We start from the raw sequence: 23,737 nt of genomic DNA, 5'->3' as shown, positions 1-23,737 counted from the left end.
TTACGGCGTTCCGATGTTGTCGCGGCCCGGCGTCTCCTCCTCCTCGGCTGGTCACGACCAGGGCAGCAGCACGCGCTGTGCGGCACCGTCCGGCACGAGGCGCCAGGCACGGTCGGCACGTGCAGCGGCGTAGACGGGAAGATCTCGTCGCCCGGTGAGCGCGCGGTATTCTGCGCTGCACTCGGCGGAGACGACGAACTCGTGACGTGTGCGAAGTTCGCCCAACAGCTTCCACTGGGCGAGCCACTCCTCGGGCGTGCCGACCACGAGAGCCCGCGAAGACGCCCCGCCGCGCGACGCCGCCTCATCGACGCTGATGATCGGAGCATCTCCTGCCGCACTCGCGCGATGCAGGCCGTCACGGGCGAAACCGTGAGCGACCACGAGACCGGCCGTGTCGGCCTCACCGGGAGTCCAAGTGGGCGGTGGGGAGCCGACCACCGTTGGTGTCGTGGGTGCGTCGTCACGGATGAACTGCACCAGCACGCGTCCCCAGCGGCCCCGCCCGGGCGGCTGGTCACGGACATGGTCGGGTCCGTCGCCTCCGGCCGCCACGTGGTCGGCGCGTGTCGCCAGCGGCAAGATGGCGCGGTGCGGGATCAGCTCCAGCAGACGGGCGAGCGACCCCGCACATCTCGCCGCGGAGAGCACGACGAGGCCTCCGCTCTGTCCGGCGTCCCGCACGAGCCGCTCGATGCGCACCATCATCTCCGCCGCGTACTCCGCGGGATAGCGGGTCAGCAGCGCATCGACGTCGTCGACCACCACACCCGTCCCGTCGCGCCGGCCGACGGCGGCGCCCACGGCATCCCATGCCGCCTCGGGGTCGTCGGACACCCACGTCGGGGGCTGCGGCAGCTGACGGGCGATCGCGCGCAGCAACGAGGAGCGTCCGCTTCCCGGTGCTCCGATCACCGCCAGCGCCGTCGCCGCCAGGGGAAGCAGCACCGGTGCCTGCCGCTGATGCTCCGGTTCGTCCGAAAGCCCCAGCGCGATACGACCGGTCACCGCAACCCGATCCAGGCCCACCACGGGAGGAAGCGGGGGCAGCCACGGCGCCGTCGCGCGGTCATTTCCCGCCGCATCGCTGATCGCCGCGAGCGCGACCGGGGAGCATCGCGCCATCCGCACGCGCTGTGGATCGACGTCAGCCGCACGCCGCAGGAGCGCCGTCCCCCGGGCCTCGGCGCGCCCAGGCAGCCGCACGGCGTCGTCGACCCCGATCACGGCCCGCGAGTCTGCGGCGTCGAGGGTGCGCAGTGCGATCCGCAGCGGCGCATTGGCCAGCAGCCCATCGCGGAACGCTCCGGCTGCGCGCTGGGATGCCAGGATCGCGTGGATGCCGAGTGCCCGGCCACGCGCCGCGACATCCGAGAACAGTTCGTGCATCTCGGGGTGCGCGGCCACCAGCGCGGCGAACTCGTCGACGATCACGACGAGCCGCGGCAGCGCTCCCGCGGCCTCCTCCACATCACGAGCACCGTGCTCGGCGAGAACGCGTTCTCGACGTTGGATCTCGGCTCGCAGGCTCTCCACCGCACGCACCGCCGTGCGGTCATCCAGGTCGGTCACGATCCCGGCGACGTGCGGGAGCGCCGCGAGGGCGTCGAAGGACCGGCCGCCCTTGAAGTCGATGAGGAGCAGGCAGACCTCACCGATGTGTCGTCCGCGACACAGGCCGGCCGCCCAGGTGACGAGCAGCTCGCTCTTGCCGGAGCCGGTTGTACCCACCACGACCGCGTGCGGCCCGTCGGCCACGAGGTCGACCGTGACGACCTCTCCCGCGCTCACGCCGATGGCGGCGGTCAGTCCCGCGCCGGAGCAATCGTCGACGAGCTCCTCGAATGCGACGGGAGCATCACCGCGGTGACCCAGCTCGCGAGCTCGCTCCGAGAGCATGGCCGCCACTTCGGACGCCTGCGCCGCCGACAACGCCTCGATGCGCACCGAACGCGTCGATCCCTCGTGGTCAAGGACCGCCTCATCACCACCGTGGAGAGTCAGGACGGCGCGACAGCGCGTCGGCGGCGGGGCGTCGTCGGCCAGGACGACGATCGGGATATCGGCATCCGAGGCGAGGCGGGCCGCGCCGTCGGCGAGCACCAGCGCATCCCCGGCACTCGCGAACGCATGCGGCAGAGGCGACACGTCGCCCAGGATCTCCCCCACGGCCTCGGGGTCGGCGATCCGGACCCGACCGGGAGCACGCACGAGGCAGATCTGCATCACGAGTGCCCGGACCACCGCCGTGGCCTGTGCCGCGGGGCCGCGCACGGCGAGTCCCGCATGCAGAGGCACGGTCACGGGCGCGTCCTCCAGGCGCCGGGCTCGCCGTCGCAACGCGCGCGCGGCGTCGTCGGCGGGCTCGCCCTCCATCCGCAGAGTGCTCACTCCCTCCCCGCGACCGACCACCAGTGCCTCATCACGTCCGGGCACCGAGCGCCACACCTCTGCCTCGTCGGCGCACAGCGTCGCCACGTCGGGGGTACGCCGCCACGCACGGCGACGCTCCGCCTCGTGCCGCCGAGCGACCGCCTCCTCCAGGTGCGCCAGCGCACGGAGGTCCTCACGCCCGGCACGCCGTCGGGCACGCCGGGCCGTCCGCAGCCCGTCGACGAACGAGGCCCCCGCGACGAGCGGTCCGAGCGCGGCGAACCAGAGGGAGTGAACCGACCCCGTGATGCGCCAGAGCACCAGCGCACCGACGACGGGAACGATGGCGGTCAGGATCGGCAGCGGTGCCCGCGCCGGCGGCGTCGGGGCGGGCGGCAGGCGGAGCGGCTCGTCGTCGAGATCGTCGACATCGGTCATGCCTGCAGTCAAGCGGGGCGGCGCCCCGGTGCGACGCGCACCGGGGCGACCGGTGCACGACGGACGTCAGTCCACCGTTGGGGAGGAGCCGGTGCGGTGCACGTTCAGCACGATGATCGTGATGTTGTCGCGACCGCCGTTCTCCAGCGCGGCGTCGAGCATGGCCGCCGCCGCGGCGGCCGGATCGTCGTGCTGCAGGAGGAAGTGCAGGATGCCGTAATCCGTCAGCTCTTTCGTGAGGCCATCGCTGCAGATCACGAAGCGATCGCCGTCGACGACCTCGAGTCGCACGTAGTCGGGCGCGACACCGTCGGAGGGACCGACGGCGCGCGTGATCACGTTTCCGTACGGGTGGTTCTCGGCCTCTTCAGGGCTGAGGCGTCCCGCAGCGATGAGCTCTTGGACGACGGAATGATCGGTCGTGACCTGGGCAAGGCCACCGTCGCGGAAGAGATAGACCCGCGAATCGCCGATGTTGAGAGTCACCCACGTGGGTTCGGCGGTAGACGTGTCGAGGTAGACCCCGGTCACCGTCGTCCCGGTGCCGTCATCGGTGGCTTCGGGGTGCGAAGCGATGTCCCCGACCGCCTTGGAGAGCGCCTTCTCGATGTTCTTGGGGCTGACCTCGCCCTTGCCGACCATCGACTCCAGGCGTGCGATCGTGCTGCTGCTGGCGATCTCACCACCGATGTGGCCGCCCATCCCGTCGGCGACCACGAACAGCGGGTAGCGTGCGAGGACGGCGTCCTGGTTGACCTCACGCCGACGCCCCGTGTGGGTCAGCTCCGCCCACTGCAGTTCGATCGCACCATCCGCGAGCGGGAGGGTGCGCGAGTGAGTCGCGGCTTCGGGCACAGTCCCACTCTAGTGGACGGGGCGGGTCTGCACCCCGCCGACAGGCGGCGCATCCGGGGCGGAGTCCGCCGCGGCACCGGCGGGCGCCTCGAAGGAGCAGGTCGAGCATCAGGCCACCGGACCGCCACGCGCGCCCGCCCGGGTGCGCTGTCAGTGCACCCGGGCGGGCGAGGACGGTCGATGCCGCTCAGGAGCGCGGCGGCTCCGGAGCGCTGGGCGGCTCCGTGGTCGGCGACTCAGGGGCCGCCGGCGGCTCGGTGGCCGCGGGCGGCGCGGGCGGCTGGTATCCGGCCGGAGGCGCCGGCGGCTGGTAGCCCGCCGGAGGCGCCGGAGGCTGGTAGCCCGCCGGAGGCGTGTAGCCTCCGGGCGCCGCCGACGTCTGGACGGGAACGCCCTGCCAGACGGTGCGATCGGCGAGGAAGCCGTTCGCCGCCCACGGCGCGGGCGGCACGTTCGTGTTCCAGCGCGACTTGTCGAAGGCGAGGATGCCGAGCCAGACCAGGCCGAGCAGCACATAGAGGATGACCCAGGGGGTCTCCTTCTGCAGCTTCAGGCCCACTCGCCACGCGGCCAGTGCACCCACAGCGACCGGGAGCAGCGCGATGATCCACCCGAGAACCGGGACCTGGTTCAGCACACCGGACACCAGGATGGCGCCCAGCATGACCCACGGGCTGACGTCGCCGAGCTTGGCGAACACCATGAAGTTGTAGATCGGCACCCAGGCGCGCCACTTGCCCTGGACTCCCGCCTTGTCGAAGATCTTCATCAGGAAGAACGCACTGATCACGTAGCCGATCACCGCGAAGATGAAGATGAAGAACGCAAACACGATCAGGGCAGCTGCGGCGGCCGCAGCGCTCCCGCCCGAGTAATCATCCATGAGTACCTCCCCCGGCGATTCTCGCCGTCGAGCGCGACCACCGTGGCCGGCTCCGGCTCACATCGTATTGGTAGTGGAGCCACGGGCGCGAGGGATCCCGCGGAGCGTTTCGTCGCATCGCGCGTCGGCCGGAGCGCTACCCTGGGGCCACCCCCGCCCGCGCCGGAAGGATCCACCGATGACCGAGCCCACACTGCCGCCGTTGCCGGAACGTCCCGCAGAGGAGGTGTCGCGCGACACGGCATCCGGGGCGGGCATCGCCGGTGTCGACGACACGGGGGTTCCACGGCTGGTCGGCGACCTCGACGACATCGGTCGCGGCTTCCTCTCCGCCCTGTTCGACCTGTCGTTCACGCGGTTCATCACTCGCAGATTGGCAAGCGTCTTCTATCTCGTGGGCCTCGTCGCGATCGGCATCGCCTTCATCGCGACGTTCCTGTGGGGCCTCATCTCCGGCATCGGTTCGCTGTGGTGGAACGTGGGCGGTGGCATCGCGCTCATCCTGTCGACGTTGATCGTCGTTCCCGTCGTCGCGTTCCTCGCCGTCGTCGTGCTGCGCTTCATCATCGAGTCCGGGGTCGCCCTCGTAGCCATTGCCGAGAACACCGAGCGGACCGCCGCCAACACGGAACACGACTGATCAGACGACGAGGTCGATCTCTCCCGACGCACCGTCGCGCAAAGCTACCCCGGCCGTGTCGGCCCACGCCATCAGCGCCTTGCGCGTCGCGATGCGCGGGCGGGTCTGCGCGAGCCGTCTGACCACGGCGCCTTTGCCGTGCTTGTTGAAGTGGTTGAGCGCGCGCGTCACGCCATCCTCACCGATCGTCACCACCCGCAGGTAGGCCGAATCCACCTCCGCGGGAACGGGGCCGAGGGCGACGTAGGCCTCGGAGCGCAGATCCAGGATGAACGAGGGCGCGGCGGCACGTAAAGCCTCGGTGACCTCACCCGCCCAGTGTCGTCGCAGGGGCGGGATGCCGGGAAGCGCCGTTCCGGCGGCGAGCCGATAGGTCGGGATGGCGTCGAGAGCGCCGACCGGCGCGAAGGGTGCGGAGTGGATGAGCACGTGAGCGCCCAGCCAACGCCGCGACGCCGCGTCCAAGGTGGCGGCATCCAGCGCATCGAAGAGCACCCCCGTGTAGCGGTCGACCGCCGGCAACGTCGGTGCGCTGCGCAGCGTCGCATTGTGGGCGATGTCCTCGCGCTGGCGCCGCGACAGCTTGAGCACGCGCGCAGCGTGCTCTTCGTCGCCACTCAATGCGACGAGCGCGTCCACCGCCGCGTCGCGCGCCGCGCGCAGCTCGGGGAGCGCGAGCGCGCCGATGTCGAGAGATCGCTCACGCCCGCCGGGACGCTTGGTCTCCGACGGCGGCAACAGGATCAGCATGGGTGGTCTCCTCGCGCACAACGAAAACCACTCCCCGCCCGAGAAACGATGCGTTCTCGAGCGGGGAGTGGTTGCTGGCGGTACTCAGCGGCCGATCAGGACTCGAGAGCGGCGTGACCGGCCACGATGGTCAGCTCATTGCCTTCCATCGAGAGGAAGCCGTCCTGCGCACTGGCGACGACCTTCGTACCGTCGGACTGCGTGATGCGCACCTGGCCTTCGGCAAGGATCGCGAGGACGGGCTCGTGACCGGTCATGAAGCCGATCTCGCCCTCGACGGTCTTCGCCACGACGAGGTTCGCCTCGCCGTGCCAGACCTCCTCCTCCGCGGAGACGAGGGTGACGGTCAGCGCCATGTCAGCTGTTCTCCTTCTGGATCTGCGCCCACTTCTCCTCGACGTCGGAGATGCCGCCGACGTTGAAGAACGCCTGCTCGGCGACGTGGTCGAAGTCACCCTTCACGATCGCGTCGAAGGACTCGATGGTCTCCTTGATCGGAACCGTGGAGCCTTCCACACCGGTGAACTTCTTCGCCATGTAGGTGTTCTGCGAGAGGAACTGCTGAATGCGGCGTGCGCGCGACACGACGATCTTGTCCTCTTCGGAGAGCTCGTCGACACCCAGGATGGCGATGATCTCCTGCAGTTCCTTGTTCTTCTGGAGGATCTGCTTCACGGCCGTGGCGACGCGGTAGTGATCCTCACCGATGTAACGGGGGTCGAGGATCCGGCTGGTCGACGTCAGCGGGTCGATGGCGGGGTACAGACCCTTCGACGCGATCTCGCGCGAAAGCTCGGTCGTCGCGTCGAGGTGGGCGAACGTCGTCGCCGGGGCCGGGTCGGTGTAGTCGTCGGCCGGGACGTAGATCGCCTGCAGCGAGGTGATCGAGTGACCGCGGGTCGAGGTGATGCGCTCCTGGAGCACACCCATCTCATCGGCCAGGTTGGGCTGGTAACCCACGGCGGACGGCATACGGCCGAGCAGCGTCGAGACCTCCGAGCCGGCCTGGGTGAAGCGGAAGATGTTGTCGATGAACAGCAGCACGTCCTGCTTCTGCACGTCGCGGAAGTACTCCGCCATCGTGAGGGCCGACAGAGCGACACGCAGACGCGTCCCCGGCGGCTCGTCCATCTGGCCGAAGACGAGGGCCGTCTTGTCGAAGACTCCCGCCTCCTCCATCTCGCCGATCAGGTCGTTGCCCTCACGGGTGCGCTCACCGACGCCGGCGAACACCGACACGCCGCCGTGGTCCTGAGCGACGCGCTGGATCATCTCCTGGATCAGGACGGTCTTGCCGACGCCGGCGCCGCCGAACAGGCCGATCTTGCCACCCTGGACGTAAGGGGTGAGCAGGTCGATGGACTTGATGCCGGTCTCGAACATCTCGGTCTTCGACTCGAGCTGGTCGAAGTTCGGCGCCTGGCGGTGGATGCCCCAGCGCTCGGTGACCTCGATGGTCTCACCGGGGGCGGCGTTCAGCACGTCACCGGTGACGTTGAAGACCTTGCCCTTGGTGACGTCGCCGACGGGAACCGTGATGGGGCCGCCGGTGTCGCGCACTTCCTGACCGCGGACCATGCCGTCGGTGGGCTTGAGCGAGATGGCGCGCACCAGATCGTCGCCGAGGTGCTGTGCGACCTCGAGCGTGATCTCGGTCGACTCGTCGCCGATCGTGATCGTCGTCTTCAGCGCGTTGTAGATGTCGGGGATCGCATCGTGCGGGAACTCGATGTCGACGACCGGGCCGGTGACGCGTGCAACGCGCCCGACGACCGTCGTCTCGGCCTTATCGGCGGTGGCGGTGGCAGTCATTGTCTGTCTCTTTCGGTGTGGTCGTTACTTGCCGGACGCCAGCGCGTCGGCGCCGCCGACGATCTCGGCGATCTGCTGAGTGATCTCGGCCTGACGCGCGTTGTTGCGCAGGCGGGTGTAGTCGGTGATGAGCTTGTCGGCGTTGTCGCTGGCGCTCTTCATCGCCTTCTGGGTCGCAGCGTGCTTCGCGGCCGACGACTGCAGAAGTGCGTTGAACACGCGGCTCTGCACGTACACCGGCAGCAGAGCGTCGAGCACGACCTCGGGGCTGGGCTCGAACTCGTACAGCGGATAGACCTGACTGCTCGCTCCGGCGGACTCGACGACCTCGTCGGCCTCGACGACTTCCAGGGGCAGCAGACGCACGGTCTGCGGCTCCTGCGTCATCATGCTGACGAAGCGGTTGAACACGAGGTGGATCTCGTCGACGCCGCCCTGCTCCTGGCCGCCGCGGTCGTAGGCGTCCAGAAGGGCGCCGGCGATCTGCTCCGCCGTGTTGAAGTGCGGCGTGTCGGTGTCACCCACCCACTCCCCTGCCGATGCCATCCGACGGAACTGGAAGTAGCCCACTGCCTTGCGCCCGACGAGGAAGTACTCGACCTCCTTGCCCTGCGAACGCAGCAGCTCGCCGAGCTGCAGCCCCTCGCGCAGGATCTGCGAGTTGAACGCGCCCGCCAGGCCCCGGTCCGAGGCGAAGATGACGACCGCCGACCGGCGGATCGTCTCGCGCTCGGTCGTCAGCGGGTGCTGCACGTTCGAATGCGTCGCCACGGCGGAGACGGCTCGCGTCACGGCCCGCGCGAAGGGCGAGGATGCGCGCACGCGCGCCATCGCCTTCTGGATGCGCGAAGCCGCGATGAGTTCCATCGCCTTCGTGATCTTCTTGGTCGTCTGAGCAGAAGCGATCTTCTGCTTGTAGACCCTGAGTTGTGCTCCCATGAGTTCTCGGTCTCAGATTGCGCCCGGCCTCAGCCGCGACGACCCTTGACGATCTGCTCCTGGTTCACGTCCTCCTCGTGCGCGGCGGCGACCTCTTCGTGACCCGGCTTGTTGATCGCCTGGCCCTTGCCGCCCTGGAACTCCAGGATGAACTCGTCGGTGACCTTGGTGAGCTCTGCGACGGTGGCGTCGTCGAGCACGTTGGTGTCACGCAGCGTGTCCAGGATGGTCGTGTTGCGCTTGAGGTAGTCGAGAAGGTCGCGCTCGAAACGGAGCACATCCTCGACCGCGATCGTGTCGAGCTTGCCGTTGGTGCCGGCCCAGATCGAGACGACCTGCTCCTCGACGGGGTACGGGTCGTACTGGGGCTGCTTGAGCAGCTCGGTCAGACGGGCACCACGCTCGAGCTGGCGGCGCGAGGCCGCGTCCAGGTCGGAGGCGAACATCGCGAACGCCTCGAGCGAGCGGTACTGGGCCAGCTCGAGCTTGAGCGTTCCGGAGACCTTCTTGATCGACTTCACCTGGGCGTCACCGCCGACGCGAGAGACCGAGATACCCACGTCGACCGCGGGGCGCTGGTTGGCGTTGAACAGGTCGGACTGCAGGAAGATCTGGCCGTCCGTGATGGAGATCACGTTGGTCGGGATGTACGCCGAGACGTCGTTGGCCTTGGTCTCGATGATGGGCAGACCCGTCATCGATCCCGCACCCAGCTCGTCGCTCAGCTTGGCGCAACGCTCCAGCAGACGCGAGTGGAGGTAGAAGACGTCACCGGGGTACGCCTCGCGGCCCGGCGGGCGGCGCAGCAGCAGCGACACGGCACGGTAGGCCTCGGCCTGCTTCGACAGGTCGTCGAAGATGATCAGGACGTGCTTGCCGCCGTACATCCAGTGCTGACCGATGGCCGAGCCGGTGTACGGGGCGAGGTACTTGAAGCCGGCCGGGTCGGATGCCGGAGCCGCGACGATCGTCGTGTACTCCATCGCACCGGCATCCTCGAGCGCACCCTTGACGGAGGCGATCGTCGAGCCCTTCTGACCGATCGCGACGTAAATGCAGCGCACCTGCTTGTTGACGTCGCCCGACTCCCAGTTGGCCTTCTGGTTGATGATCGTGTCGATCGCGATCGCGGTCTTGCCGGTCTGGCGGTCGCCGATGATCAGCTGACGCTGGCCTCGTCCGACGGGGATCATCGCGTCGATGGCCTTGATGCCGGTCTGCATGGGCTCGTGCACGCTCTTACGCTGCATGACGCCGGGGGCCTGCAGCTCGAGGGCGCGGCGGCCCTCGGTCGCGATCTCGCCGAGTCCGTCGATGGGGTTGCCCAGCGGGTCGACGACGCGCCCGAGGTAGCCATCGCCGACGGCGACGGAGAGAACCTCGCCGGTGCGGGTGACCTTCTGGCCTGCCTCGATGCCGGAGAACTCGCCGAGCACGACGACACCGATCTCGTTCTCGTCCAGGTTCAGCGCCAGACCCTCGACGCCGTTCTCGAACCGCACGAGCTCATTGGCCATGACGCCGGGAAGACCCTCGACGTGGGCGATGCCGTCGGCGGCGTCGACGACCGTGCCGACCTCGGTGGCGGCGGCGCCGGTGGGCTCGTAAGCGGCGACGAAGTCTTTCAGCGCGTCACGGATGACGTCGGGGCTGATGGTCAGATCTGCCATGGTGTTCCTTCTGTTCTAGCCAGCGAGGCGCTGGCGCAAGTCGTTGATTCGAGAGGAGACGGTGCCGTCGATGACGTCGTCACCGATCTCCACGCGCATACCGCCGAGCACCTCGGGATCGACGACCACGTTGACCGTGACGTCGGCGCCGTATCGGGTGCTGAGCGCGCCCGCGAGGCGCTCCTGCTGCGCGGCATCCAGCGGGCCCGCCACCCGCACGGTCGCGACCTTCTTGCCACGCTGATCGGCGACCAGCTGCAGCGCGCGGTTCAGAAGGAAGCGCACGCGGCGCTCCCGGGGCTGCTGCACGAGCTGGGACGCGATGAGCACCGTCGCCTCGCCCGCGCGTCCGTCGAGGAGCTTCTCGATGAGCTCGCCCTTCGCAGCGGCATCGCCCAGGCGGCTGCCGAGCGCGAGCTCGAGCTCCGGGTTCGCCGCAACCAGGCGGGCGATCTGGAACAGCTCGCCCTCGACGTCGGTCGCGGGTGAGCCGATCGCCGCGGCGCGGATCGCGAGTTCCTCGATGCCGGAGATCAGATCCGTCGTGGACGACCAGCGCTGCGAGACGGCCGAGGTCAGCAGCTGGACCGCAACGGGGCTGTACCCGGCGAAGACGACCTTGGCGACCTGTGCGCGCGCCTCTGCGGGCGCGCCCCACGAGGAGAGCGCGCCGCTCAGCTGCGCCGAGTCGGCGATCTCGCGCGCGGCCGAGAACAGCTCGCGAGCGACCGTGAGGTCCCCCACGTTCGCCGTCGTCAGCTCCGCCGTGGTCGTCGCCAGTGCCTGAGTGGTCGCGCTGCCCATTACTTCGCCTTCTCGAGGTCGGCGAGGAAGCGGTCCACGACGCCCTTCGCCTTGGCGTCGTCGGTCAGCGACTCGCCGATGACACCACCGGCCAGGTCGAGCGCCAGGGTGCCGACCTCGCTGCGCAGCGACACGAGCGCCGACTGACGCTCCGCCTCGATCTGCGTGTGCGCGGTGGCGGTGAGGCGCGCGGCCTCGGCGGATGCCGTCTCTTTGGCCTCGGCGACGATCTTCTTGCCGTCCTCGCGGGCGGCGTCACGGATCTCGCCGGCCTCCTTGCGAGCCTCGGCGAGCTGCGCCGTGTACTCCTCAAGAGCGGCTTCGGCCTTTCGCTGGGCCTCGTCGGCCTTCGCGATGTTGCCTTCGATGGCGGCGGCGCGCTGATCCAGCAGCACCTTCATCTTGGGGAGGGCGACCTTCCACACAACGATGAGGATGACGATGAAGCAGACACCCGACCAGATGATGTCGTACCAGGCGGGGATGAGCGGGTTGTGACCCGTTTCCTCCGCGGCGTACGCGACAAGATTGCGCATCCTGTCTCCTTAAGAACTGGTGCGGGCGATCAGACGAAGATGAAGCCGGCGGCGATGCCGATGAAGGCGAGCGCCTCGGTGAAGGCGATACCGATCCACATCAGGACCTGCAGTCGACCGGCCAGCTCGGGCTGACGGGCGACGCCCTCGATCGTCTTGCCGACGACGATGCCCACGCCGATGGCGGGGCCGATGGCGGCGAGGCCGTAGCCCATCGTCGCGACGTTGCCCTTGAGCTCGGCGAGAACCGTAATTGCGTCCACGGGGTGTTTCCTTTCGGGGTTGGGTGGGAGAGGCGGAAGCCGCTCCCGCTCAGTGCTCTTCTGCGACCGCGAGCTGGATGTAGACCGCGGTGAGGATGGTGAAGACGTACGCCTGGAGGAAGGCCACCAGGATCTCGAACAGCGTGAAGGCGAGACCGAAGGCGAGCGAACCCGCCGCCAGAGCCGACCACCAGCCACCGAGGGTGATGAGGAAGAACTGCGTCGCTGAGAAGAACAGGACGAGCATCAGGTGTCCGACGATCATGTTCATCAGCAGTCGCAGCGTCAGGGTGACGGGTCGGATGATGAACGTCGAGAGGAACTCGAGCGGCGTGACGATGATGTACAGGAACGGGGGCACGCCCGAGGGGAACAGTGCGTTCTTGAAGAAGTTCTTCGGGCTCTTCTTGATCCCGGCGTAGATGAACGTGACGTAGCTGATGACCGCCAGCATGAGCGGGACGGCGATGATGCTCGTGCCCGCCAGGTTCATGAACGGGATGATTCCTGTGATGTTGAAGAACAGGATCATGAAGAACATGGTCGTCAGGATCGGCAGGAACCGCTGGCCGTCCTTCTTGCCCAGCAGGTCTTCGGCGATGTTGACCCGCACGAAGTCGAGGCCCATCTCCGCGATGCTCTGGAACCGACCCGGAACCACCCGCATACGGCGAGTGCCGAGCCACAGGAAGAGCACGAGACCGATCGTCGCGATGAACTGGATGAGGTGGATCCGCGTGACCGGGACACCCAGGACGCTGAAAAGGACGTCCGGGAAGAACTCATCGATGGACGGGCCGTGGAAGCCGCCGTCTTCGGCGGTCTTGGCGATCAGTGTCGCAGCTTGGGTAAACAGCGCTGGCTCCAGCTTCGGGGCACCGGAGTGATCCGGGGCGACGATGGTCGGTGTGAGCGTCACTGCGCACGCGTTTCGCGGAGCGCGAACGGGCGCAGAGACAGCCTATCAGCCCCGCGGGGCGTTATCGTCCGCGTGCGACGTACCGCTCGCGGCATCCCCCTCCTCCGGCGGTGCCGGCTGACGCGCCTCGTCGGCGATATCCGCAAGGGTGGGCAGCGTCACGTCGCTGACGGCGGGGATGCGCATCCGGGTCATGACGACCGCGTCGATGACGAGGGAAGCGACCACACTGACCACCAGCGCCACGAAGAAGACTCCGGGGTTGAGCCACGACTGTCCCCTCAGCAGGAACAGCACGACCAGGAAGACGACGAACTTCAGGAGCCAGCCGCCCATGACGGCGCCGAAGAAGATCGGCACGTAGAGCGCGTCGCCGTACCACCGGTTCGCGATCAGTATCGTCCCCGCGGTGAAGCCGAGGAACACGGCGGCGAGGACGATGGCGATGATCGCGCTCCACAGCCCGGACGCGCCGGCGACGGCGAATCCGATGATCGCGCCGGCCACCGCGAGCGCGGCGGTGGCCGCGGCCGACCACAGCAGTGTGGTGCGCAGGACGGGGGTGCTGGAGAGGGAGGTCATGGATTCCTCGGGGTCGGATCGGACAACGTGGCGGCACCGGTCGGTGACGCGGGCGGACGCACGGACGGCTGCAGGGTGACGACGAGGCAGGCCGCGACGCCGATGAGCACGAACACGACGCCGATCCAGTAGTCACCCGGCCACGCCTGGGTCGTGCCGATGTACATGAGCAGCACGCCCACCGAGACGACGGCGGTCCACGCGTAGAAGATGAGCACGGCATCACGGTCGCTGTGTCCCATATCGAGCATGCGGTGGTGCAGGTGCTTGCGATCGGGTGAGAAGGGAGACTTGCCGCGCGCCATCCGGCGGACGATCGCCATGCCGAAATCGAGCAGCGGCAGCAGCACGACGACCACGGGCAGCAGGATCGGGATGAACGCGCCGAGCAGCTGCGAACGCCCGAACACGTCGTTGTCGCCCAGCAGCGCCGGCGGCAGGTTGCCCGTGAACACGATCGCCGACGACGCCATGAGAAGGCCGAGCAGCAGCGCTCCGGAGTCGCCCATGAACAGCTTCGACGGATTCCAGTTGAGGGGAAGGAACCCGATGCACACGCCGATCAGCGCGACGGCGATGAACGATGCCAGGCTCGAGTAACTCGACGCGCCGGTATCGCGGGCGACGAGATACGAGTAGACGAAGAAGACGGCGTTGGAGATGAGAGCGACACCGGCGACGAGGCCGTCGAGGCCGTCGATGAAGTTGACCGCGTTCATCACGATGACGATGGCGACGACCGACATCGCGAAGCTGGCGAAGCTCGACACGACGAACTGCTGTCCGAAGGGGATGAAGAAGATCTGGATGCCGCCGAAGCCGACGACGATGCCGGCGGCGAGGAACTGCGCCCCGAGCTTGATCATCCAGTCCAGGTCGAAGAGGTCGTCGGCGACGCCCACGACGACGATCAGTGCGGAGGCGCCCAGCAGCGACCAGATCACGGCGGGATCGGCCCAGAAGATGGAGAAGTACGGGATCTGCGACGACAGCGCGAAGGCGACGAGCACGCCGAGGAACATCGCGACGCCGCCGACGCGCGGCTTGGGTGTGGTGTGCACGTCGCGCTCGCGGATCTCGGGATAGAGCTTGAAGCGCATGCCGATCCGCCACACCGCCCACGTGAAGGCGAGCGTCGCCGCGCCCGTCAGCAGGACGGTGAGCAGATAGAACCTCATGACGCGGAGGCGTCGTGGAGCGGTTCGGGATCGGGTTCGAGCAGGTCACCGAGCACCTCGCGCAGGCGCGCGCGCGACACGGCGCCCTCACGCAGGACCCGGACGGGACGATCGCCGGCGCCGACCAGCCCGGTCGCGTCCACGATCGTCGAAGCGACGCCGTGCGTGGAGGGGCCGCCGTCCAGATACACCGCGACACTGTCACGCAGCATGTTGTAGGCGTTGTGCGCGTCGACGGCCGCGGCCTTGCCCGTGAGGTTGGCGCTGGAGACCGCGAGCGGCCCGCAGTCCTCCAACAGCTCGAGCGCGATGCGATCGGCAGGCATGCGCACCGCGACGGTACCGTGGGTGTCACCCAGATCCCATGACAGCGAGGGCTGCGACGGTAGGACGATCGTCAGTCCCCCGGGCCAGAACTCCTCGACGAGCCGTTCCACGGGGGCCGGCACCTCGGCCACGAGCGCGCGCATGGTCGACAGACCGGCAACGAGCACGGGGGGCGGCGACTGCCTCCCGCGACCCTTGGCGGCGAGGAGAGCCGCGACGGCGCTGGCGCTGAAGGCATCGGCGGCGATGCCGTAGACCGTGTCCGTCGGCATCACGATGAGCTCGCCGCGACCGATGGCCTGGCGCGCCTTGCGCAGCCCGGGGAGCAGCTGCTCGGCGTCGCGTGCGTCGAAGAACTCAGACATATCCCCACCAGTCTACGTTTCGAGCGGCTCGGATCGCTCAACGACCGCAGCGGTCAGGGACGTACGGCCGTCGTCGCCCGGTCGCGCAGGGTGAGGTCCGGATGCGTGGCGCACGCCCGCCACCCGGCCGCGTCCAGGAGCGCACGGATCGGCGCCCCCTGCCACTCTCCGTGCTCGATCACGAGTGTTCCGCCCGAACGCAGCAGGCGCAGCCCGACCTCGGAGAGCACTCGGACGACGTCCAGGCCATCCGCTCCGCCATAGAGGGCGCTCGGAGGGTCCCAGTGTCGTACCTCCGGGTCACGCGGGATGGCGGCATCGGGAACGTAGGGCGGATTGGACACCAGCACCGCGACCGTGCCGTCGAGTTCGCGGAAGGCATCGGCGAGGTCGATGAACGCGAGTCGCGCCTGGGGGGCGTGGGCCGCGAAGTTCTCCTTCGCCCAGACATACGCGTCGACGGCGTTCTCGGCGGCGTGCACGCGCGCGTGCGGAACCTCGGTCGCCATTGCCAGGGCGATCGCCCCGGATCCCGTCCCGAGGTCAACGGCGATGGGCGCGGCATCCGGCACGGCACGCAACGCGTCGATCGCGAGTTGGGCGACCATCTCCGTCTCGGGACGCGGGACGAACACCCCGGGCCCGACGCGCAGTTCCAGATGGCGGAACGGTGCGACGCCGATGAGGTGCTGGAGAGGCTCCCTCGTCGCACGGCGGCGGATGAGCTCGTCGAACGCCGCGGTATCGTCCGGAGCCCGATCGCCGCGCAGAGCAGCGGCGAGCAGTTCACCCCGCGGAAGGGAGAGCACATGGGCGGCGAGCAACTCGGCATCGACGTCGGGCGTGGGGACGCCCGCGGCGGCGAGGGTCGCCGACGCGGCGCGCAGCAGCGCGGACAGGTCGGCAGGCGGGCCGGAGACAGGCGGAGAGGTCATCAGCTTCTCCACCCTAGCCGCGAGCGCTCGGACCCGCCGCGGGAGCCCCGCACCCACCGTGAAGATTCGTCACATTCGACTCGGGAATACAGGCGACGCTTAGGCTGGTTCGACACGCTGACGAGGGAGCGCACGAACGCGCGACCCGGCGACACCCGCCCCGCACGAAAGGCAAGCCATGTCCGGCATCCACTCCGACATCACGAGCGCATTCGGCAACACCCCACTGGTGCGCCTGAACCGCATCAGCGAGGGCCTGCCCGGCACGGTGCTCGCCAAGCTCGAGTTCTACAACCCCGCGTCCTCCGTGAAGGACCGTCTGGGCATCGCCATCGTCGATGCGGCCGAAGCCTCCGGTGCCCTGCAGCCCGGCGGCACGATCGTCGAGGGCACGAGCGGCAACACCGGCATCGCACTGGCGATGGTCGGCGCCGCACGCGGCTACAAGGTCATCCTCACGATGCCGGCATCGATGTCGGTCGAGCGCCGCATGCTCCTGAAGGCATACGGAGCGGAGCTCGTGCTCACCGAGCCCGCACTCGGGATGAAGGGCGCGGTCGCGAAGGCCGAGGAGATCGCCGCCGCCACGCCGGGCGCGGTCCTGGCCAAGCAGTTCGCGAACGAGGCGAACCCCGCCATCCACCGCAAGACGACGGCGGAGGAGATCCTCCGCGACACCGACGGGGAGATCGGCTACTTCGTCGCCGGCATCGGCACCGGCGGAACCATCACGGGTGTCGGCCAGGTCCTCAAGGAGCGCGTGCCCGAGGCGAAGGTCATCGCCGTCGAGCCCGCCGACTCCCCGCTGTTGACCAAGGGAACCCCCGGACCCCACAAGATCCAGGGCATCGGTCCCAACTTCATTCCGGAGATCCTCGACCAGGACGTGATCGACGAGGTCGTGGATGTCGAGTTCGACGACGCCATCCGCGTGGCACGAGAGGTGGCGACCACCGAGGGGATCCTGGTCGGCATCTCGTCGGGCGCCGCCATCTGGGCAGCCCTGCAGATCGCCGCGCGTCCGGAGGCCGAGGGCAAGAACATCGTCGTGATCATCCCCTCCTTCGGCGAGCGCTACCTCTCCACCGCGCTCTACGAGCACCTGCGCGAGGACTGATCCCCCGCGTGAGTGGCACCTCTACCGATACCGCTGCGCCGCGGCTCGGGGCCTTCGCACGCGTCCGTGAAGACATCGCGGCCGCGAAGCTGAGAGACCCCGCAGCCCGCGGCGCAGCGGAGATCGCGGTTCTGTACTCCGGTCTGCACGCCATCTGGATCTATCGCGTCGCGCACGCGCTGTGGCGTCGCGGGTGGCGCTTCGCCGCGCGGGCTCTCTCCCAGGCGGCGCGGTGGGTGACGGGAGTGGAGATCCACCCCGGCGCGACGATCGGCCGCCGCTTCTTCATCGATCACGGCATGGGCGTGGTGATCGGTGAGACCGCCGAGATCGGCGACGACGTGATGCTCTACCACGGCGTGACGCTGGGCGGACGTACACGCGACGCCGGTAAGCGGCACCCCACCCTCGGTGACGGCGTCGCGGTCGGCGCGGGAGCGAAGATCCTCGGACCGGTGACGATCGGCGCCGGTTCGGTCGTCGGCGCCAATGCCGTCGTCACTCGCGACGCTCCCGCGGATTCCGTGCTGGTCGGCGTCCCCGCCACGGCTCGCTCCCGCCGCGCGGGGGAAGAGACGCGCGCGCTGCTGACGACGCCCGAGTACTCCATCTGAGACGCCGGACCCGGCGCCTCAGCTCTCGCGTCGGTCCTGGACCTTCTTCTTCAGCAGCACCGCCGGCAGCAGGAACGCCGCGATTCGCGGTGACGACCCAGACGATCATCGGCGCGACGATCCAGGTCCACCACGGGAGGCCGATGGTGAGTCCGGCGCCGGGGATGAGCGCTGTGACCACCAGCGCGACGAAGGTCGAGACGATCCCGATGCCTCCGAGGAAGGCGGGAGCGTTTCTCTGCGCCACCCGGGCCAACCACGGCGCGAGGACGCTCTGCAGCACGGCGACGATGAGGCCGACCGCAGCGGAGGCGAGAAAGACGGCGGCTCGCAGCAGGAACGTGATCATGACGCGAGCGCAGCGCCCCTGCGAGCCTCGATCCGTCCGCGGGGGTCAGTCGGCGCCCAGCGCCGCGAGTCGCGCCTCTTCGTCGGCGGCGATCGCCGACTCGATGAGCGGGCCGAGCGCCCCGTCCATCACCTGATCGAGGTTGTAGGCCTTGTAGCCCGTGCGGTGGTCCGCGATGCGGTTCTCGGGGAAGTTGTACGTGCGGATGCGCTCCGAACGGTCCATCCCCCGGATCTGCGAACGACGGGCGTCGGATGCCGCGGCATCCCGCTCCTCCTGCTGCTTCGCGAGCAGTCGCGCACGCAGTACGCGCATGCCCGCCTCGCGGTTCTGCAGCTGGCTCTTCTCGTTCTGCATCGAGACGACGATGCCGCTCGGAAGGTGCGTGATGCGCACGGCGGAGTCGGTCGTGTTGACCGACTGTCCCCCCGGTCCCGAGGAGCGGAACACGTCGATCTTCAGGTCGTTGGCGTCGATCTGCACCTCTTCGGGCTCGTCGACCTCCGGGAAGACCAGCACCCCGGTCGTCGAGGTGTGGATGCGCCCCTGCGACTCGGTCGCGGGAACCCGCTGCACGCGGTGCACGCCGCCCTCGTACTTGAGGTGGGCCCACACGCCCTGCGCCGGATCGGTCGAGCTTCCCTTGATGGCGACCTGGACGTCCTTGTAGCCGCCGAGGTCGGACTCGTTGCGCTCCAGCAGCTCGGTCTTCCAGCCCATGGATGCCGCGTACTGCAGATACATCCGCAGCAGATCGGCCGCGAACAGCGCCGACTCGGCACCGCCCTCACCCGCTTTGACCTCGAGGATCACGTCGCGCGCATCGTCGGGGTCGCGTGGGATGAGCAGGCGCCGCAGCTTCTCCTGCGTCGCCGCGACCCGTTCTTCGAGCGCCGGGACCTCCTCGGCGAAAGCGTCGTCCTCGCGGGCGAGTTCACGCGCCGCCGCGAGGTCGTCGTCCGCCGCCCGCCATGCGTCGTGGGCCGCGACGATCCTGGACAGCTCGGCGTAGCGCCGGTTGACGCGCTTGGCGCGCGCGGCATCGGCGTGCACCGCGGGGTCGGAGAGTTCCTCCTGGACCGCGCGGTGCTCGTCGATCAGCGCCTGGACGGACTCGAACACGAAGAGCCCGCTCAGCGGATGCTGTTCTCGTGCCCGTGGCTGTGGCCGCCGCCGGCCGTGGACACCGACTTCATCTGCACGTTCTGCATCTGGTAGAGGAACTCGACGTTGGAGCTCGTCTCCTTGAGCTTGCCGAGCACCACCTCGAGGGCTTGCTGCGGGTCGAGGCCGGCGAGGGCGCGACGCAGCTTCCAGGTGATCTTCACCTCATCGGGGTTCAGCAGCATCTCCTCGCGGCGGGTCGAGGACGCGTTGACGTCGACGGCCGGGAAGATCCGCTTGTCGGCCAGCTGGCGCGACAGGCGCAGCTCGCTGTTGCCGGTGCCCTTGAACTCCTCGAAGATGACCTCGTCCATCTTCGAGCCGGTCTCCACGAGCGCCGTGGCGAGAATGGTCAGCGAGCCGCCGTTCTCGATGTTGCGGGCTGCCCCGAAGAAGCGCTTGGGCGGGTACAGCGCCGACGCGTCGACGCCGCCGCTGAGCACGCGGCCGCTCGTGGGTGCAGAGACGTTGTACGCGCGGCCCAGGCGCGTGATCGAGTCGAGGAGCACGACGACATCGCGGCCGAGCTCGACGAGGCGCTTCGCGCGCTCGATGGCCAGCTCCGCGACCGTGGTGTGGTCTTCGGCGGGACGGTCGAAGGTGGAGGCGATGACCTCACCCTTGACGGTCCGCTGCATGTCGGTGACCTCTTCGGGACGCTCGTCGACGAGCACGACCATGAGGTGGACCTCGGGGTTGTTCGTCGCGATCGCGTTGGCGATCTGCTGCAGCACGATCGTCTTGCCGGCCTTGGGGGGCGCGACGATGAGGCCGCGCTGGCCCTTTCCGATGGGCGCGACGAGGTCGATGATGCGCTGCGTGAGCTTCTCCGGCGCCGTCTCCAGGCGCAGGCGCTCCTGCGGGTAGAGCGGGGTGAGCTTACCGAACTCGACACGCTCGGCGGCGTCGTCGACCGACAGCCCGTTGATGGCGTCGACCTTGACCAGCGCGTTGTACTTCTGGCGGCTGGACTGCTCGCCCTCGCGCGGCTGCTTGATGGCGCCGACGACGGCGTCGCCCTTGCGCAGGTTGTACTTCTTGACCTGGCCGAGCGACACGTAGACGTCGCTCGCCCCCGGCAGGTAGCCGGTGGTGCGCACGAAGGCGTAGTTGTCGAGGACGTCGAGGATGCCGGCGATCGGGATGAGGACGTCGTCCTCGCCGATCTCGGTCTCGAACTCGTCGCCGTTCTGCGCCGGGCCCCGACGCTTGTTGCGCTGGCGACCGCGGCCCTGGGACTGCTCGTCGTCGCCGTCTGCGCTCTCTTCGGCGGCCGGAGCGGTCGGAGCGTTGTTCTGGGCGTTCTGCGCACCCTGAGCGTTCTGGCCGTTCTCGCCGCGCTGACCGCGGTTGCGGCTGCGGCTGCGGCTGCGCGAGCGGCTGCGGCTGGGGGTCTCGCCCTCGGCGGCGCCTGCCGCGTCTGCCGCGGCGCTGTCCGTAGTCTCGGCACCCGACGCGTCGCCGGCGGCGGCGGTCTCGGCGGCGTCGGCGGCAGGAGTCTCGGCCGCAGCCTCGGCCGCGGGGGTCTCATCGGCCGCCGTCGGCGTCGAAGCGGCGGACTCTGCCGGGTCCTGCGCGGCGGCAGCGGTCTCGGTCACCGCGTCCGTGGCGGCATCCTCAGCGGGCGCGACGTCGGCGCTCTTCGCGCGGCGCGGCGCACGCTTGCGGGGAGCCTTCGCGGGCTTCTCCTCCGCGACGACGGGCGCCTCCTCCGCCGCAGCGGGCTCGGCCTCCGCCGCAGCGGGTTCGGCCTCCGCCGCAGCGGGTTCGGCCTCCACGGGGGCGGGCTCGACCTCGGCGGCGGCGGGAGCCTCGACATCCGAGGCCACCTCCACGTCGGGGGCCTCGGTCTGAACGGCCTCGGCGATAGCGGCGGCGGACTCCTCGGCGGGAGCCTCGACCTCAGCGGTCTCGGTGCTCTCGGCGACCGGGGTCGCCTCGGCGGTGTTCTCCTCGGCGCCGGCGGACTGCGCGCTCTCGACGTTCTCGGTGTTCTCGGTCTGGATCTCGGAGAGGGACTCCACGAGTTCTCCTTCGTAGGCATGTGGACGGATACCGTCCGCATCGCGCCGTCCACGACAGGCGCTACCGCTCTCGTGCGCGCATGCACGTCTAGCTCAGACGCGCGATGGTGCAACGTGAGGGTTATGCGGTGGTTCGCAGAATTGCGACGGAGGCCAGATTCACGGTCACGCCGTGGCACCCTCCGTATGGTTCCTCACTGTACCACCCTTGACGTCGACGGCGAGCAAGCGCGGCTCCCACGGGGTGTCCGTCACGGATGCCGCGACCTCCGCCGCCTCCAGACGCTGACCCGGGCCGTCCGCGAGCACGAGCACGCTGGGCCCTGCGCCGGAGACGACGGCGGCGAAGCCGCGTGCCCGCAGCGCGCGGACGAGCTGATCGGTCGCCGGCATCGCCTGCGCGCGGTACGACTGGTGGAGCTTGTCCTCGGTGGCGGCCATCAGCAGCTCCGGGCTCTGCGTGAGCGCCGCGATCAGCAGCGCAGAGCGCGAGACGTTGAACACGGCATCCTCACGAGGCACCTGAAGAGGTGCGAGCCCCCGGGCGACGGCCGTCGACATCGTGAAGTCGGGAACGAACACCAGCGGCGAGACGCCGCGGTGCACGAGGAGCTTCTTGTGTTGCGGACCGTTCTCGTCCATCCACGCGATCGTCAGTCCGCCGAACAGCGCGGGAGCGACGTTGTCGGGATGTCCTTCGAGCTCGGTCGCGAGGCGCAGCAGCGCATCGGGGCCGATCTCGACCTCGCCGGCGAGCAGGCCCTTCGCCGCGAGCAGACCCGCGACGACGGCGGCACCCGACGATCCCATGCCCCGCCCGTGCGGAATCGTGTTGTGCGCCTCCAGACGGATGCCGGGCATCTCGCGCCCGACGGCCTCGAAGGCGTAGGCCATCGAGCGCACGACGAGGTGCGAAGCATCGGTCGGGACATCGGCCGCCCCCTCGCCCGACACAAGAATCTCCAGTCCACGCTCCGGCAGAGCGGTGACGGTGAGTTCGTCATACGAGCTCAGAGCGAGGCCCAGAGTATCGAACCCGGGACCGAGGTTGGCACTCGTGGCGGGTACACGGACCGCGACGGAGCGTTCCACGGAAGCGAGGGTGGTCATGCCAGGTCGAGGACGGACGCGACCTCACTGGTGGTCGCATCGACCACCGTGGGCTCGACCTCGGTGCCATCGGCGTTGCGCAGGGCCCACTGGGGGTCCTTCAGACCGTGTCCGGTGACCGTGATGACGACCGTGGCGCCCGCGGGGATGATGCTCGCGGCGGCACGGTCGAGCAGACCCGCGACGCCGATGGCCGACGCCGGCTCCACGAAGACGCCGGCCGTGCTGGCCAGCAGCTTCTGCGCCGCGAGGATGCGCGCGTCGTCGATCGCGCCGAACCAGCCCTGCGTCGCATCGCGGGCTTCGAGCGCGAGCTCCCACGACGCGGGGTTGCCGATGCGGATGGCCGAGGCGATCGTCTCGGGGTTGCGGACGACCTCGCCGCGCACGAGAGGCGCCGAGCCTTCGGCCTGGAAGCCGAACATCCGCGGCACCTTGGTCGCCACGCCACGCGCCGCCTCTTCGCGGTACCCGCGCGAGTACGCCGTGTAGTTGCCGGCATTTCCGACCGGGATCAGGTGGAAGTCGGGCGCGTCGCCGAGCTGCGAGACGACCTCGTAGGCGGCCGTCTTCTGCCCCTCGATGCGGTCGGGGTTGACCGAGTTGACGAGGTGGACGGGGTAGTTGTCGGCGAGCTCGCGAGCGATCTCGAGGCAGTCGTCGAAGTTGCCGCGCACCTGGATCAGCCGACCGCCGTGCACGACCGCCTGACTGAGCTTGCCCATCGCGATCTTGCCCTCCGGCACCAGCACAGCCGCAGTGATGCCCGCGTGGGCCGCGTAGGCGGCAGCGGATGCCGAGGTGTTGCCGGTCGAGGCACAGATGACGGCCTTCGCACCGTGCTCGACGGCGCGCGAGAGCGCGACGGTCATGCCGCGGTCCTTGAACGAGCCCGTCGGGTTCATGCCCTCGAACTTGATGAAGACGTTCGCGCCGGTCTGCTGCGACAGCGCGGCGGCCGGAATCAGCGGCGTGCCTCCCTCGCCGAGCGTCACGACCGTGGACGCCTCGGTGACACCGAGCCGATCGGCGTACTCGCGCAGGACTCCCTGCCAGACGTGTGCCATCTCCATCTCCTTCTTGCGGTGCC

23 protein-coding genes are annotated in these 23,737 nt (G+C 69.1%); 3 read left to right on the top strand and 20 right to left on the bottom strand.

Translation table 11 applies throughout. From position 1 onward, the window contains the following. Positions 1 to 51: 51 nt before the first annotated feature. From JOE53_RS03105 to JOE53_RS03095, 3 genes are all read right to left on the bottom strand, one after another. The gene (locus JOE53_RS03105) at positions 52 to 2,811 is read right to left on the bottom strand and encodes an FtsK/SpoIIIE domain-containing protein (RefSeq protein ID WP_204946762.1); all 2,760 of its coding nucleotides are present in this window, start codon (positions 2,809 to 2,811) and stop codon (positions 52 to 54) included. A gap of 66 nt (positions 2,812 to 2,877) precedes the next feature. After that, a complete protein-coding gene (locus JOE53_RS03100; RefSeq protein WP_061682831.1) occupies positions 2,878 to 3,666 on the bottom strand; it encodes a PP2C family protein-serine/threonine phosphatase in 789 nt (262 codons plus the stop codon). A gap of 187 nt (positions 3,667 to 3,853) precedes the next feature. Beyond that, positions 3,854 to 4,549: a Large exoprotein gene (locus tag JOE53_RS03095; RefSeq protein WP_036289383.1), complete on the bottom strand. Its 696-nt coding sequence runs from the start codon at positions 4,547 to 4,549 to the stop codon at positions 3,854 to 3,856. A 178-nt stretch (positions 4,550 to 4,727) separates the two neighbouring features. Here JOE53_RS03095 and JOE53_RS03090 point away from each other — a divergent pair, with 178 nt between their 5' ends. Then, complete coding sequence (locus tag JOE53_RS03090; protein WP_061682833.1) at positions 4,728 to 5,189, top strand: DUF4282 domain-containing protein; 462 nt, start codon at positions 4,728 to 4,730, stop codon at positions 5,187 to 5,189. Here the strand turns inward: JOE53_RS03090 and yaaA are convergent, their stop codons facing one another. The 13 genes from yaaA to prmC form a co-directional block, all read right to left on the bottom strand. Further along, the gene (gene yaaA, locus JOE53_RS03085) at positions 5,190 to 5,939 is read right to left on the bottom strand and encodes a peroxide stress protein YaaA (RefSeq protein WP_204946761.1); all 750 of its coding nucleotides are present in this window, start codon (positions 5,937 to 5,939) and stop codon (positions 5,190 to 5,192) included. Positions 5,940 to 6,034: 95 nt separating this feature from the next. Then, the gene (locus JOE53_RS03080) at positions 6,035 to 6,295 is read right to left on the bottom strand and encodes a F0F1 ATP synthase subunit epsilon (protein WP_039414524.1); all 261 of its coding nucleotides are present in this window, start codon (positions 6,293 to 6,295) and stop codon (positions 6,035 to 6,037) included. A 1-nt stretch (position 6,296) separates the two neighbouring features. After that, a complete protein-coding gene (atpD, locus tag JOE53_RS03075; protein WP_039414521.1) occupies positions 6,297 to 7,751 on the bottom strand; it encodes a F0F1 ATP synthase subunit beta in 1,455 nt (484 codons plus the stop codon). A gap of 24 nt (positions 7,752 to 7,775) precedes the next feature. Next, positions 7,776 to 8,690 carry a F0F1 ATP synthase subunit gamma gene (locus tag JOE53_RS03070; protein ID WP_036317403.1) on the bottom strand — a complete coding sequence of 305 codons (915 nt, stop codon included), beginning with the start codon at positions 8,688 to 8,690 and terminating at the stop codon, positions 7,776 to 7,778. Positions 8,691 to 8,719: 29 nt separating this feature from the next. Continuing rightward, positions 8,720 to 10,360 carry a F0F1 ATP synthase subunit alpha gene (gene atpA, locus JOE53_RS03065; protein ID WP_039414518.1) on the bottom strand — a complete coding sequence of 547 codons (1,641 nt, stop codon included), beginning with the start codon at positions 10,358 to 10,360 and terminating at the stop codon, positions 8,720 to 8,722. Positions 10,361 to 10,375: 15 nt separating this feature from the next. After that, entirely contained in the window at positions 10,376 to 11,164 is a 789-nt protein-coding gene (locus JOE53_RS03060) for a F0F1 ATP synthase subunit delta (protein ID WP_204946760.1), read from the bottom strand. After that, complete coding sequence (locus JOE53_RS03055) at positions 11,164 to 11,700, bottom strand: F0F1 ATP synthase subunit B (RefSeq protein WP_204946759.1); 537 nt, start codon at positions 11,698 to 11,700, stop codon at positions 11,164 to 11,166. Before JOE53_RS03055 ends, JOE53_RS03060 begins: the two co-directional genes overlap by 1 nt. A 29-nt stretch (positions 11,701 to 11,729) precedes the next feature. Beyond that, positions 11,730 to 11,963, bottom strand: a complete 234-nt coding sequence (atpE, locus tag JOE53_RS03050; protein WP_005048632.1) for an ATP synthase F0 subunit C — start codon at positions 11,961 to 11,963, stop codon at positions 11,730 to 11,732. 49 nt (positions 11,964 to 12,012) lie between these two features. Further along, positions 12,013 to 12,882 carry a F0F1 ATP synthase subunit A gene (atpB, locus tag JOE53_RS03045; RefSeq protein WP_112932667.1) on the bottom strand — a complete coding sequence of 290 codons (870 nt, stop codon included), beginning with the start codon at positions 12,880 to 12,882 and terminating at the stop codon, positions 12,013 to 12,015. 45 nt (positions 12,883 to 12,927) lie between these two features. Continuing rightward, positions 12,928 to 13,464, bottom strand: coding sequence for a hypothetical protein (locus tag JOE53_RS03040; RefSeq protein WP_204946758.1), 537 nt, complete (start codon positions 13,462 to 13,464; stop codon positions 12,928 to 12,930). Further along, a complete protein-coding gene (locus tag JOE53_RS03035; RefSeq protein ID WP_036285888.1) occupies positions 13,461 to 14,642 on the bottom strand; it encodes an MraY family glycosyltransferase in 1,182 nt (393 codons plus the stop codon). Before JOE53_RS03035 ends, JOE53_RS03040 begins: the two co-directional genes overlap by 4 nt. Continuing rightward, positions 14,639 to 15,334, bottom strand: a complete 696-nt coding sequence (locus tag JOE53_RS03030; RefSeq protein ID WP_036285886.1) for an L-threonylcarbamoyladenylate synthase — start codon at positions 15,332 to 15,334, stop codon at positions 14,639 to 14,641. Before JOE53_RS03030 ends, JOE53_RS03035 begins: the two co-directional genes overlap by 4 nt. Positions 15,335 to 15,387: 53 nt before the next feature. After that, positions 15,388 to 16,269, bottom strand: a complete 882-nt coding sequence (gene prmC, locus JOE53_RS03025; protein WP_036285884.1) for a peptide chain release factor N(5)-glutamine methyltransferase — start codon at positions 16,267 to 16,269, stop codon at positions 15,388 to 15,390. Between the two features lie 178 nt (positions 16,270 to 16,447). On the opposite strand from prmC, the gene cysK reads away from it, so the two are divergent. Together cysK and epsC are read left to right on the top strand one after the other, a co-directional pair. Then, positions 16,448 to 17,386, top strand: coding sequence for a cysteine synthase A (gene cysK / locus JOE53_RS03020; protein WP_204946757.1), 939 nt, complete (start codon positions 16,448 to 16,450; stop codon positions 17,384 to 17,386). Positions 17,387 to 17,394: 8 nt separating this feature from the next. Beyond that, positions 17,395 to 18,000 (top strand): serine O-acetyltransferase EpsC, encoded by a 606-nt coding sequence (gene epsC, locus JOE53_RS03015; RefSeq protein ID WP_204946756.1) that lies wholly within the window; start codon positions 17,395 to 17,397, stop codon positions 17,998 to 18,000. 394 nt (positions 18,001 to 18,394) lie between these two features. On the opposite strand, the gene prfA is transcribed toward epsC, so the two are convergent. The 4 genes from prfA to thrC all read right to left on the bottom strand — a co-directional run bounded on the left by prfA (position 18,395) and on the right by thrC (position 23,714). Next, a complete protein-coding gene (prfA, locus tag JOE53_RS03010; RefSeq protein WP_036285876.1) occupies positions 18,395 to 19,471 on the bottom strand; it encodes a peptide chain release factor 1 in 1,077 nt (358 codons plus the stop codon). A gap of 11 nt (positions 19,472 to 19,482) precedes the next feature. Beyond that, complete coding sequence (rho, locus tag JOE53_RS03005) at positions 19,483 to 21,537, bottom strand: transcription termination factor Rho (protein WP_036285874.1); 2,055 nt, start codon at positions 21,535 to 21,537, stop codon at positions 19,483 to 19,485. A gap of 165 nt (positions 21,538 to 21,702) precedes the next feature. Then, on the bottom strand, positions 21,703 to 22,647 hold the full coding sequence (thrB, locus tag JOE53_RS03000) for a homoserine kinase (protein WP_036285872.1): 945 nt from the start codon (positions 22,645 to 22,647) through the stop codon (positions 21,703 to 21,705). Then, positions 22,644 to 23,714: a threonine synthase gene (gene thrC, locus JOE53_RS02995; RefSeq protein WP_204946755.1), complete on the bottom strand. Its 1,071-nt coding sequence runs from the start codon at positions 23,712 to 23,714 to the stop codon at positions 22,644 to 22,646. The genes thrB and thrC overlap by 4 nt, the downstream gene beginning before the upstream one ends. Positions 23,715 to 23,737: the final 23 nt, after the last annotated feature.

It is taken from the genome of Microbacterium laevaniformans (genome assembly GCF_016907555.1).
In the GTDB taxonomy this organism is placed as follows: Bacteria; Actinomycetota; Actinomycetes; order Actinomycetales; family Microbacteriaceae; genus Microbacterium; species Microbacterium laevaniformans.
This window is presented reverse-complemented; position numbering and strand designations above follow the sequence as displayed.